Below are 12,066 nucleotides of genomic sequence, written 5' to 3'. Positions count from 1 at the left end.
CAGCGGCCGGCCGAACGGACCCTCGAACCTCACCTCACTCCCGAGAATCCGAGAATTCCTGAAATGAAATGCCAGACTTTGTCAATAGACATCCCTTTTATCCATCGTCCGTTCGGCTAGATTTCCGGGATACCTTCGGGCTAGGGTTAGGCCACTGAACGGCTGAACGCGCACCTGATCTACAGAAGACATTTCCCGCGGACGAGGTGCAGGGAGGATCACCATGACCGCGACGATCGAGCAGACCGAGACCGTCACCCGGTCCGGAAGCATGCCGACCGACGCCAAGCCCGCCGACAGCGCGGCTGAACTGCTGGACGCGATGGCGGCGCTGCCCGCCGGCCATCCGTCCCGGCCCGCGCTGCGGGACCGGGCGATCGAGGCCTGGCTGCCGCTGGCACAGCACCTCGCCCACCGCTACAGCGGCCGGGGCGAGCCGACCGACGACCTGATGCAGACCGCCGCTGTCGGCCTCATCAAGGCGGTCGACAAATTCGACCCGAGCCGTGGCGTCGACTTCGCCGGCTACGCCATCCCCACCATCATCGGCGAGCTGAAGCGGCACTTCCGCGACCGCACCTGGGACATCCGGGTGCCCCGTCGGCTCCAGGAACTGCGCCTGAGCATCTCCGAGGCCAACAGCACGCTGCTCCAGAGCCTCGGCCGCTCGCCGACGGTCGCCGACATCGCCGCCCACCTCAAGCTCACCGAGGAAGAGGTGCTGGAGGGCCTGGAAGGCGCCCGCGCCTACAACGCGGTGTCGCTGTCGACGCCGACCGGCGACGGCGAGCGGGCCACCGAACTCGGCGACATGCTCGGCGGCGAGGACGGCGAGTTCGAGCTGGCCGAGCTGCGGGTGGCCCTCGGCCCGGCACTGTCCACGCTGGACGAACGCGAGCAGAAGATCCTGACCCTGCGCTTCTACGGCAACCTGACCCAGTCGCAGATCGCCGAACAGGTGGGCGTCTCCCAGATGCACGTCTCGCGGCTGCTGGCCCGGGCCCTGGTGAAGCTGCGCGGCCAACTCAGCGACACCTACTGACCTGATTCATCGGCAGGCGGCGGCCGGATCCTGTGGTGGGGGTCCGGCCGCCGCGCCGTCCCCGGACGCTCCTATGGTGCGTCGACCGGCCGCCCCCGTGCCCTTCGTGGGGTGGCGGTGCGTGATGATCGTTAGTTGCTCCGCCGTTGTCCGTACGGCGTGTCGGGTTGCAGGGCAGCTGATGATCACGGGTGCCGTGAGGGTTTGCCGGGGAAGGACCCCAAAGGTGTTGGGGTCCACAGCGAATTCGGCGTACGCACAGCGAATCCGCTGTGGGGCGTGACAGTGGTATCGGGTCGGCGGGTGGACCGGGCCGGTGCGGCGGCCGAGAGCCGGGGCGGGACGCTCCTGTAGTGCGTCAGGTGGCTGGGGTGGGCTTCGACCGCGGCCCGGCGGGCGATGCCTTCCACGGCCCAGACCCGCGACCCTGCTCACAGTCAGACGAGCCCGCGCGGGCCGGTCCGGACCAGCTCCCGCCGTCCGGACCAGTTCCCGCTCCCGCAGTCCGGATCAGCTCCCGCCGGCGGCCGGCCAGGGAAGCCGGGCCGCCAGGTCGAAGACGAGGTCGCCGTCGGTGGTATGGCGGACACCGTGCTCGAGCCGCCCGCCGGCCAGCCCGACCCGCTCGGACAGCCCGGCCAGCCCGTGCCGGGCGCCCGGCACCACCGGCCCGCCCACGGGCGCCAACCCGTTACGCACCCGGACGCGCAGTTCACCGTCCGGGGTGCGGTCCAGCCGTACCCGGATCCTCGCGCCGGGAGCGTGCTTGCGGGCGTTGGTCAGCCCCTCCTGCACCACCCGGTACGCCGTGCGGCTCACCGACGCCGGCAGGGCGACGTCCGGAAGCAGGTCCTCGACCTCGACCGTGGTGTCCGCGGCCCGGACCTCGGCGACGAGCCGGTCGAGATCGGTCAGTCCCGGTTGCGGACGGAGTCCGTCCGCGGCGTCCGGGGCGGCCCGCAGCACGCCCAGGATCTCCCGGAGGTCCTCCAGCGCCTCGTGCGCGCCGACCCGGATCGTCCGGGCGGCCCGGGCGATCTCCTCCGGCGACAGGTCCGACCGCACCTCCAGCGCCCCGGCGTGCAGGCTGACCAGCGAGATCCGGTGGGCCAGCACGTCGTGCATCTCCCGGGCGATCCGTTCCCGCTCCAGCACCCGTACCCGGTCCAGGTGCAGCCTCGCCTCGACCTCGGCCCGCTCCCGCAGCACGGCGTCCTTCTCCCGCCGGGCCCGGACGACCCCGCCGACCGCCACCGCGACCGACAGCAGCGCGACGCTGAGGACGTTGGCACCGGGGACGCCCAGGTCCGGGTCCGGCCGGTGGATCGAGTACGGGACGAAGGCAACCACGTGCAGTCCGGCGACGGCGAGGGTGACCGGCCAGCGCCGGTTGGCGGCGACGGTGTAGACGGCGATCAGGACGGCGGCGCCGACGAACTCGGTGATCGGGATGATCGCCGCGAGCAGCAGCGCGACCCCGACCGGCCAGCGCCGCCGCCACCACAGGGCGAGGCAGCCGATCGCGGACAGGATCAGCGCGAAGAAGAGCGTGGCACCGGTCACGATCCCCCGGATCTCGGCGGTCCCCGCCGACTCCATGGCGACCAGCGCGGCCACGCCGATCCCGGCGAGGTCGACGACCCCCTCACGCAGCGACCGGCGCGACCCACGGCGCGCTCCGCCGTCGCCCGTCTTCTCCACGGACACGACGGTATGCGGCCGCCGTACCGGTGAACAGTCGCCGAAAGTAGCCGGGCCGGCCCCGCGGCGTCGCGGGGCCGGGCCGGTCGCTACCGGGCCGGTGGCTGCTGCGGGCGTCGCCACATCGGCCAGAACGGTGTGCCGTCGGGTACCCGGAAGGGCGGGCCGACCTCGTAGCCGTGCCGCAGGTAGAGGTCACGGCTGCGGGTGCTGCTCGCCTCCAGGTAGGCGGGCATGCCCTTGGCGTCGAGCCGGGCGTGGTGGTGCCGCAGCAGCGCGGATCCGGTACCGGTCCCCTGCCGGTCCGGTGCCACGGCGAGGAACGCCAGGTGGTGGTGTGCCTCGTGCGGATGGTTGGCGTCGAACAGGTCGTCGAGGTGCAGGAACCGGTCGGTCCACTCGCCGCAGACCCGCTCCACCCGGACGTCGTAGTCGACCGGCGGTGGTGGCGGCTCGCCGTCGCGGGGGAACCACACGGCGACCGCCGACCGGTCCGTGGTGACGTACACCAGACCGAAGGTGAGGGCGTACTCGACCATGATCTCGAAGTTGCCGGCGAGCACCGCCCGGCGGGCGGCCGGGTCCGGCACCAGCCAGCCGGAGACCGGCAGCGGGGCGAACGCCTCGGCGATCAGGCCGGCGATCGCGGGCGACTCGTCGGCCGAGGGCCGCCTCAGCACCGGGGCGGTCACCGCGACACCTTCGTCTCCGCCGGTTCGTCGGCCGGGTCGGCCCCGGGCGGCGCGGCGCCGTCGGCGGCCCGCTGCAGCGGCAGCAGCGCGGTGGCGCGTTCGGCGCCGAGCCCGATGGTGGCGTACACGTCCGGCCGGCGGCCGCGCAGTGCCAGGCCCCAGGCGGTGCCGACGACGGCCGCGACCAGGTAGACCGACGGGAAGATCCAGCGCAGCGGCGAGTCGGGCCCGACGCCGAGCAGGTCGGCGAAGTTGGCCAGCGCGGTGAGCGCGATGACGGCCAGCGCGACGGCCGCCAGCCCGGGGGCCACGACGCGCCGCCACACCGGCTCGCCGGACGGCTGCCGGACGAAGAACGCGACCACCGAGACCGAGGTGGCGGTGATCAGCAGCAGCAGGCCGAAACCGCCGACGGTGCCGCCCCAGAAGAAGAGCTGGACCAGCGGATCCCAGCCGGCGACGGCGTAGGTGAGGATGACGACCAGCCCGAGCGCGGTCTGGGCGACCGAGCCGCTGCGCGGTGCCCCGGTACGCGGTGAGGTCTGGCCGAAGACGGCCGGCAGGACGCGTTCGCGGCCGAGCGCGAAGGCGTACCGGGCGGTCGTGTTGTGGAACGAGATCATCGCGGCGAGCAGCGAGGTGAGGAACAGCGCGTGTCCGATGTCGACGACCGTGCCGCCGAGGTGCGCGCCGGCCAGGTTGAAGATGACCTCGGTGCCTTCGGCCCGGGAGACCTCGACGATGCGGTCGGGGCCGGTCGCGACGGTCATCGCCCACGCCGACAGCGCGTACAGGCCGCCGATGATCGCCACCGACAGGTACGTGGCCATCGGTACGGTCCGCCTGGGGTCCTTGCTCTCCTCGCTGAAGACGACCGCGGACTCGAAGCCGCTGAAGCCGGTGGTGGCCAGCACCAGGATCGCCCCGACGCCGGGGACGGGCAGGTTGCCCGGGTCGAGGGTGTCGAAGGTGAGCTGCCCGCCGGCCGGGTTGAGCAGGTTGGCGGCGTCGAAGACGACGATGATCGCGATCTCGGAGAGCAGCAGTACGGCGAGCACCATGCCGTTGACGTCGACCCGCAGCACGCCGAGCACGCCGACGACGGCCCAGGCGAACAGCGCGACGACCCACCACTGGGCGTGCAGGCCGAACCACTGCTCGATGACCGGGGCGGCGGCGGCCCCGATCGCGCCGTACAGACCGACCTGCAACGCGTTGTACGCGATCAGCGCGACCCAGGCGGCGCCGACGCCGAAGGGCCGGCCGAGGCCACGCGCGATGTAGGCGTAGAAGGCGCCGGCGTTGGCGACCCGGCGGGCCATCGCGACGTAGCCGACCGAGAAGAGCCCGAGCAGTACGGCGATGACGAGGAACGCGAGCGGGATGCCGGTGACGCCGGTGACGGCGTACCCGGTGGTGACCAGGCCGGCGACCACGGTCAGCGGGGCGGCGGCGGACAGCACGAAGAAGATCACGGACGGGATGCCCAGCCGGTTGCGGGCGAGGGCGGACGAGACGTTGCTCGGGCGGCTCCGGGTTGTGCTCAGGGTCATCTGGACTGCTCCGTTACGGGGGAGGGTTGCGGATGTCCATTGCGGCGGATCTATTGGCGGTGGCTGAGCACCGCCGCTCCGACAGCGGCCTCGGTGTGCGCGACGAGTTCGCGCAGCGGCGGGGCCAGGTTGGTGAGCAGCTGGTCGATGCGGCGTTGTGCCTCCGACCGGCCGTGCCAGAGCACCTCACGGGTGAGGTTGGTGGCGCCGACCAGACCGAGCAGCGTCAGGTCGGGTTGGTCGGCCGGTTCGTCGCGGTCGACCAGGGCCCGCAGCCGGGTCCCCGGCCACGCCGCGGCGTTGATGTCGACCGGCAGGTAGGCGGTCGTGGTGCGCAGCATCCGCCGGTACTCGTGGCGGCGTACGGCACCGGAGCGGGCCAGCCGCTCGCCGACCGACTCGGCCGCGCCGTACCGGAGGAAGTCGATCCAGAGCCGGATCTGCCGGTGCTGTGCCTCGCCGGCCAACTGGTCGAGCACGGTGTGGGCGAGGGCGTCGGGCGGCGGACGGCGGTCGACGATGGTCAGCTCGGCGGAGTCCAATGTGATCCGTCCGAACAGGAGCAACTCGCCGAGGAGCGCGGCGGCCAGTCCGATCCCCGCGGTGCCGGGATTCAGTCGGGGTTTGCCGGTGGCGTCGTCGTGAGCGATGAGGAAGAACTCATCGGCGAGTAGCACAGTTCTCCTCTCGATACGGTATGTCACGACCGGACGCCGCCAAGAAGGATGCATCCCATGTGGACACATGTGCAAGCCCGGTAACCGGCTGGTTACATCCGGACCGGACTGACCTGGGGGTGTCCATACCGTGGGAAGCGACCGTTTCGGCATCCGGGACAATGAACGGATGCTGAGCGCCCGGATGCCCGATCTGCCGGTCCGCGCGGTGCTGCCGGCCGTGACCGGCGCACTGGCCGGAGCCGGCAGCGCCGTGCTGGTCGCCCCGCCCGGCACCGGCAAGACGACCCTGGTGCCGCTGGCCCTGGCCGGTGCCGGCCGGGTGGTGGTCGCCGAACCGCGCCGGGTCGCCGCCCGCGCCGCCGCCCGCCGGATGGCCGACCTGCTCGGCGAACAGGTCGGCGACACCGTCGGCTACACCGTGCGCGGCGAGCGGCGGGTCGGCCCGCGCACCCGGGTCGAGGTGGTCACCACCGGCGTCCTGGTCCGCCGGCTGCAGCGCGACCCCGAACTGCCCGGCATCGACGTCGTACTGCTCGACGAGTGCCACGAGCGGCACCTGGACACCGATCTGGCGCTCGCGTTCACCGTCGACGTACGCGCCACGCTCCGCCCCGACCTGCGGCTGCTGGCGACCAGCGCGACCGCCGACGCGCGGCGGCTGTCCGCCGTGCTCGGCCCGGACCGGCCGGCCCCGGTGGTGGTGGCGGAGTCGGCGCTCTTCCCGGTCGACGTGGTCTGGGCGCCGCCGTCCGGCCCGGTCGACGCCCCGGGACCGCGCGTCGACCCGCGCCTGCTCGACCACGTGGCCGCCACCGTGCGGGTGGCGCTGCGCGACGACCCCGGGGACGTGCTCGTCTTCCTGCCCGGTGTCGGCGAGATCGCGGCGGTCGCCGGCCGCCTCGGCGACCTGCGCGGCGACATCGACGTGGTCACCCTGCACGGCCGGCAGTCCGGCCGCGACCAGGACGCGGCGCTGCGGGCCACCGCCCGCCGCCGGGTGGTGCTGTCGACCGCCGTGGCCGAGAGCAGCCTGACCGTGCCCGGGGTACGGGTCGTCGTCGACGCCGGCCTGGCCCGGGTGCCGCGCACCGACCACGCGCGGGGGCTCGGGGCGCTGGTGACCGTACCGGCCTCGCGGGCGTCGGCGACCCAGCGGGCCGGCCGGGCCGGGCGGGAGGCTCCGGGCCGGGTCTACCGCTGCTGGTCGGCCGCGCGGCACGAGCGACTGCCCGCACACGCCGAACCGGAGGTAGCGGTCGCCGACCTGACCGGGTTCGCGTTGCAGCTCGCCTGCTGGGGCGCCCCGGACGGGGCCGGGCTGGCGCTGCCCGACCCGCCGCCGGACGGCGCGCTGCGGGTCGCCACGGACACCCTGGCCGCGCTCGGGGCGGTCGACGCCGACGGCCGGGTCACGTCGCGGGGGCGGGCGATCGCCGCGACCGGTACGCACCCGCGGCTGGCCCGGGCGCTGCTGGACGGGGCGGGCACGATCGGGGCGGGGCGGGCCGCCGAGGTCGTCGCGCTGCTGTCGGACGAGGGTCCGGCCGGCTCCGGCGACGACCTGGTGACCGCCTGGCGGCGGCTGCGCGCCGGCGCCGACCGGGCGGCGACGGCGCGCTGGCGCACCGAGGTACGCCGGCTGACCGCCGCGCTCGACGCCGGCCCCCCGGTCCCGGACAACCCGGCCGGCGGCACCCCGGCCGCCGCACCGATCGCCGACGACCTCGCAGCCGGGCTGCTGGTCGGACTCGCGTACCCGGAGCGGCTCGCCCGGCTGCGACCGGGCGCCACCACGACGTACCTGATGGCCGGCGGGACCGCCGCGGATCTCGCGGCCGGCTCGGGCCTGGCCGGCACGCCGTGGCTGGCGATCGCGGTGGCCGACCGCTCCCCCGGCCGCAGCGCCGCCCGGATCCGGCTGGCCGCCGCCGTCGACGAGGCGACCGCCCGCGAGGCCGGCGCGGCCCAGGTGGGCCGGGAGCGGCAGGTCGGCTGGACGGACGGCGACGTGGTGGCCCGGGACGTGGAGCGGCTCGGGGCGATCGTGCTCGCCGACCGGCCGGTCGCCCGGCCGGACCCGGCGGCGGTCGGCGCGGCGCTGCGCCACGGGCTGGGCCAGGAGGGACCGACGCTGCTGACCTGGACGCCGGCCGCGCGGGCGCTGCGCGAGCGGCTGGCGTTCTGCCGGCTGGCGCTGGGCGAGCCGTGGCCGGCGGTCGACGACGCGGCGCTGCTCGCCTCGGTCGACGCCTGGCTGGGCCCGGAGCTGACCGGGGCGAGGCGGCGGGCCGACCTGGCCCGGATCGACGTGGCCACGGCACTGCGCCGGCTGGTGCCCTGGCCGCAGGCGGCCCGGCTCGACGAGGTGGCGCCGGAGCGGCTGGCCGTGCCGAGCGGGTCGCGGATCCGGGTCGACTACACCGATCCGGCCGCGCCGGTGCTGGCGGTCAAGCTCCAGGAGACGTTCGGCTGGGCCGACGCGCCGCGGCTGGCCGACGGCCGGATCCCGGTGCTGCTGCACCTGCTGTCGCCGGCCGGCCGCCCGGTCGCGGTGACCACCGACCTGGCGTCGTTCTGGCGGACCGGCTACCGGCAGGTCCGGGCCGAGTTGCGGGGCCGCTATCCGCGTCACCCGTGGCCGGAGGATCCGACGACGGCCGAGCCGACCGGACGGACCCGCCCGCGCCGCGCCTGACGCCGCCGCGCGTCCCACCGCCGTCGCGCGCCGCCCGGCGGGCCGGTCCCGCCGGGCCGGCGGTCACTCGACGATGTCGGCGATGATCACGGTGATGTTGTCCGGGCCGCCGGCGCGCAGCGCGAGGTCGACGAGGCGGCGGGCGCACTCCTCCTGGTCCGGGTAGCCGTTGAGGGTCTCCGCGAGCGTGCCCTCACGCACCACGTTGGACAGGCCGTCGCTGCACAGCAGCCACCGGTCGCCGGCCCGGGGGGTGCTGGTGGTGTAGGCCGGCACGACCGGATCGCCCTGGAGCGCCTGGGTCACCACGGCCCGGCGTGGGTGGTTGAGCGCCTCGTCGGCCGTGATCACGCCCTCGTCGACGAGCATCTGGACGAAGGTGTCGTCCCTGGTCATCTGCTCCAACGCCCCGCCCCGCAGCAGGTAGGCCCGCGAGTCGCCGACGTGCGCCAGGGCCAGGCCGGTGCCGGTGGCCGAGATCAGCAGCGCGGTGAGGGTGGTGCCCATCCCCTCGCGTCCCGGGTCTTCGAGCACGGCGGCACGGATCCGCTCGCCGGCCACCTCGACCGCCCCGCGCAGCACCTCGACCAGCTGGTCGTCGGGGGTGGGCACGTCCAGCGGCGTGACGGCGGCGATGGCGATCGCGCTGGCCAGGTCACCGGCGGCCATTCCGCCCATCCCGTCGGCGACGGTGACGAGGTAGGGACCGGCGTGGACGGAGTCCTGGTTTGCGCTCCGGATCAGTCCACGGTCGCTCACCGCCGCAGAACGCAGCTTCAGGGTCATGGCAGGCAGCCTGCCAGTAGGAGGGCCACCATGTCTCTAGTGAATCACCGACCGCCTCGACGATCGAGGACATCTCACATCTGAAATCGGACAAATAGCCCGGGTGCCCATCCGGACGCTCCGCATCCAGAACAGTCGATTGACAGGCCGGAAACGCGCTGGCAACATCGGACCGAGGATTGGGAGCGCTCCCAGAATTCTCCTGTTCCATCGCCCCGCGACCACCGACCGGGTCCGTCGGCAGCCGTCGCGGACACCACCCCCGCCACCGGAAGGACCGCCGTGCCCCGTACCCGAAGCCGACCCCGGCACACCCCCGCCACCCTCGCCGGCGCCGCGACCGCCGCCGCGCTCACGCTCACCATGGCCGCCGCCCGGCCGGCGCCCGGCCCGCCGACCCGCACCCCGCCGACCCGCCCGGCACCGCCCAGGAGGAACCGCCGGAGCAGATCGAGAACGGCGACTTCAGCAACGGCACCGCCGGCTGGTTCACGTACGGCACCACGTCGAGCGGGATCGTCGACGGGCGGCTGTGCGCCGACGCGCCCGGCGGCCTGGCGAACCCGTGGGACGGCGGGATCGGGCAGAACGACGTACCGCTGATCGCCGGCGAGACGTACGCGCTGTCGTTCGAGGCGTCGGCCGACCCCGGCGCGACGGTCCGGGCGACCGTGCAGCTCGGCGGTGAGCCGTACACGTCGTTCCTGGTCCGCGACGTGGCGCTGAACCCGCAGGCGCAGCGGTTCGAATACACCTTCACCGTCACCGAGGACACCGAACGCGGCCAGGTCGCCTTCCAGATCGGCGCCAACCCGCACGACTACACCGTCTGCCTCGACAACGTGTCGCTGCGCGGCGGTGAGGAGGAGCCGCCGTACGAGCCGGACACCGGCCCCCGCGTGCGGGTCAACCAGGTCGGCTACCTGCCCGGCGGCCCGAAGCACGCGACCCTGGTCACCGCCGCCACCGAGGCCCTGCCCTGGACGCTGGCCGATGCCGCCGGAGCCGTGGTCGCGCAGGGCACCACCACCCCGCGCGGCGTCGACCAGGCGTCGGCGCAGAACGTGCACACGATCACGTTCACCGGCCACACCGCCACCGGCACCGGCTACCGGCTGACCGCCGACGGCGAGACCAGCCACCCGTTCGACATCACCGGCGACCTCTACGACCAGCTGCGCTCCGACGCGCTCCAGTTCTTCTACGTCCAGCGCAGCGGCATCGAGATCGACGGCGACCTCGTCGGCGAGGAGTACGCCCGACCGGCCGGCCACCTCGGCGTCGCCCCGAACCGCGGGGACGTCGACGTGCCGTGCCAGCCCGGCGTCTGCGACTACCGGCTCGACGTACGCGGCGGCTGGTACGACGCCGGCGACCACGGCAAGTACGTCGTCAACGGCGGCCTGGCCACCTACCAGCTGCTGAGCGCCTTCGAGCGGACCAAAACGGCGGCCAGTGCCGGCGGCGGTGCCGCGCTCGGCGACGGCACGCTGCGGGTACCCGAGCGCGGCAACGGCGTGCCCGACATCCTCGACGAGGCCCGCTGGGAGCTGGAGTTCCTGCTGCGCATGCAGGTGCCGGCCGGCAAGCCGCTGGCCGGGATGGCCCACCACAAGATCCACGACCGGAACTGGACCGGGATGCCGCTGGCCCCCGAGGACGACCCGGAGCTGCGCGAGCTGCACCCGCCGTCGACCGCGGCGACGCTCAACCTCGCCGCCACCGCCGCCCACGCCGGCCGCCTCTACGCCCCGTACGACGCGGCGTTCGCGGCCCGCGCGCTGGCGGCGGCGAAGACGGCGTACACGGCCGCCAAGGCCAACCCGACCCGGTACGCCGACCCGAACGACGGCAACGGCGGCGGCGCCTACAGCGACAACGACGTCAGCGACGAGTTCTACTGGGCGGCGGCCCAGCTCTACCTGACCACCGGCGAGGCCGGCTACCTCGCCGACCTGACCGCGTCGCCGCACCACACCGGCGACGTGTTCGACGCCAACGGCTTCAGCTGGCCCTCCACGGCCGCACTGGGCCGACTCGACCTGGCCACCGTCCCCAGTGGACTCCCCAGCGCCGAGCGGGACCGGATCCGGGCCTCCGTGGTCGCCGCCGCCGACGCCCACCGCACCACCCAGGCCGGCCAGGCATACGGGCTGCCGCTGCCCGGCGGGGCCGGCAGCTACTTCTGGGGCGGCAACGGCAACATCCTCAACAACGGGGTCGTGCTGGCCACCGCATACGACCTGACCGGCGACGTCGGCTACCGCGACGCGGCCGTCCAGACCGTCGACTACATCCTCGGCCGCAACGCGCTCAACCAGTCGTACGTCACCGGCTGGGGCGAGCAGGCGTCCCGCAACCAGCACAGCCGGATCTTCGGCAACCAGCTCGACCCGGCGTCGCCGAACCCGCCGGACGGATCGATCGCCGGCGGCGCCAACGCCAGCCTCGACGACCCGTTCGCGGCACAGCTGCTCGCCGGCTGCGCGCCGATGTTCTGCTACGTCGACGACATCGCCTCGTACGCCACCAACGAGGTCGCCATCAACTGGAACTCGGCGCTGGCCTGGATGGCGTCGTTCCTGGCCGACCAGGGCGCGGCGGCGCCGCCGGCACCGCGGACCTGCCGGGTCAGCTACGTCAACTACGGCACCTGGCACGGCGGGGGCGGCTTCACCGCGCAGGTCACCATCACCAACACCGGTACGGCGGCGGTCGACGGCTGGACGGCGGCCTTCGCCTTCACCGGCGCGCAGAAGGTCCGCGAGGCGTGGATGGCCGGGGTGACCCAGCAGGGGGCCACCGTCACCGCACGCAACGAGACCTACAACCGCCGCATCCCGGCGGGCGGCACGGTGACCTTCGGCTTCAACGCCACCACCACCCCCGCCCTCGCCAACCCGTCCCCGCCCTGTTC

7 protein-coding genes and 1 pseudogene are annotated in these 12,066 nt (G+C 74.1%); 3 read left to right on the top strand and 5 right to left on the bottom strand.

Going from position 1 to position 12,066, the window contains the following annotated elements; genetic code table 11:
* Positions 1-271: 271 nt before the first annotated feature.
* Positions 272-1,042, top strand: coding sequence for a SigB/SigF/SigG family RNA polymerase sigma factor (locus Prubr_RS23440; protein WP_212828398.1), 771 nt, complete (start codon positions 272-274; stop codon positions 1,040-1,042).
* Between the two features lie 510 nt (positions 1,043-1,552).
* Here Prubr_RS23440 and Prubr_RS23435 read toward each other — a convergent pair.
* From Prubr_RS23435 to Prubr_RS23420, 4 genes are all read right to left on the bottom strand, one after another.
* Positions 1,553-2,743, bottom strand: a complete 1,191-nt coding sequence (locus Prubr_RS23435; protein WP_246567551.1) for a sensor histidine kinase — start codon at positions 2,741-2,743, stop codon at positions 1,553-1,555.
* An 89-nt stretch (positions 2,744-2,832) separates the two neighbouring features.
* Positions 2,833-3,435 carry a GNAT family N-acetyltransferase gene (locus Prubr_RS23430; RefSeq protein ID WP_212817038.1) on the bottom strand — a complete coding sequence of 201 codons (603 nt, stop codon included), beginning with the start codon at positions 3,433-3,435 and terminating at the stop codon, positions 2,833-2,835.
* Entirely contained in the window at positions 3,432-4,988 is a 1,557-nt protein-coding gene (locus tag Prubr_RS23425) for an APC family permease (RefSeq protein ID WP_212817037.1), read from the bottom strand. Before Prubr_RS23425 ends, Prubr_RS23430 begins: the two co-directional genes overlap by 4 nt.
* 50 nt (positions 4,989-5,038) lie before the next feature.
* Complete coding sequence (locus Prubr_RS23420; protein ID WP_246567549.1) at positions 5,039-5,665, bottom strand: GOLPH3/VPS74 family protein; 627 nt, start codon at positions 5,663-5,665, stop codon at positions 5,039-5,041.
* 169 nt (positions 5,666-5,834) lie between these two features.
* On the opposite strand from Prubr_RS23420, the gene hrpB reads away from it, so the two are divergent.
* Entirely contained in the window at positions 5,835-8,363 is a 2,529-nt protein-coding gene (gene hrpB, locus Prubr_RS23415) for an ATP-dependent helicase HrpB (RefSeq protein ID WP_212817035.1), read from the top strand.
* Between the two features lie 63 nt (positions 8,364-8,426).
* Here hrpB and Prubr_RS23410 read toward each other — a convergent pair whose 3' ends face one another.
* The gene (locus Prubr_RS23410; RefSeq protein ID WP_212817034.1) at positions 8,427-9,149 is read right to left on the bottom strand and encodes a PP2C family protein-serine/threonine phosphatase; all 723 of its coding nucleotides are present in this window, start codon (positions 9,147-9,149) and stop codon (positions 8,427-8,429) included.
* A gap of 179 nt (positions 9,150-9,328) precedes the next feature.
* Here Prubr_RS23410 and Prubr_RS23405 point away from each other — a divergent pair.
* Positions 9,329-11,995: pseudogene (locus Prubr_RS23405) on the top strand (glycoside hydrolase family 9 protein); the annotation flags it as partial.
* Between the last annotated feature and the right edge of the window lie 71 nt (positions 11,996-12,066).

Origin of the sequence: Polymorphospora rubra (genome assembly GCF_018324255.1) — a bacterium.
GTDB classification, from domain to species: Bacteria; Actinomycetota; Actinomycetes; order Mycobacteriales; family Micromonosporaceae; genus Polymorphospora; species Polymorphospora rubra.
Note: the sequence above shows the minus strand (reverse complement) of the source record. Positions and strands in the feature narration are given on the sequence as shown.

What these genes read in the sequence shown, in the direction of transcription:
- Prubr_RS23440 (WP_212828398.1), top strand. Translation starts at nt 272, where the DNA reads ATGCCGACCGACGCCAAGCCCGCCGACAGCGCGGCTGAACTGCTGGAC.
- Prubr_RS23425 (WP_212817037.1), bottom strand. Translation starts at nt 4,988, where the DNA reads ATGACCCTGAGCACAACCCGGAGCCGCCCGAGCAACGTCTCGTCCGCC.
- hrpB (WP_212817035.1), top strand. Translation starts at nt 5,835, where the DNA reads ATGCTGAGCGCCCGGATGCCCGATCTGCCGGTCCGCGCGGTGCTGCCG.
- Prubr_RS23410 (WP_212817034.1), bottom strand. Translation starts at nt 9,149, where the DNA reads ATGACCCTGAAGCTGCGTTCTGCGGCGGTGAGCGACCGTGGACTGATC.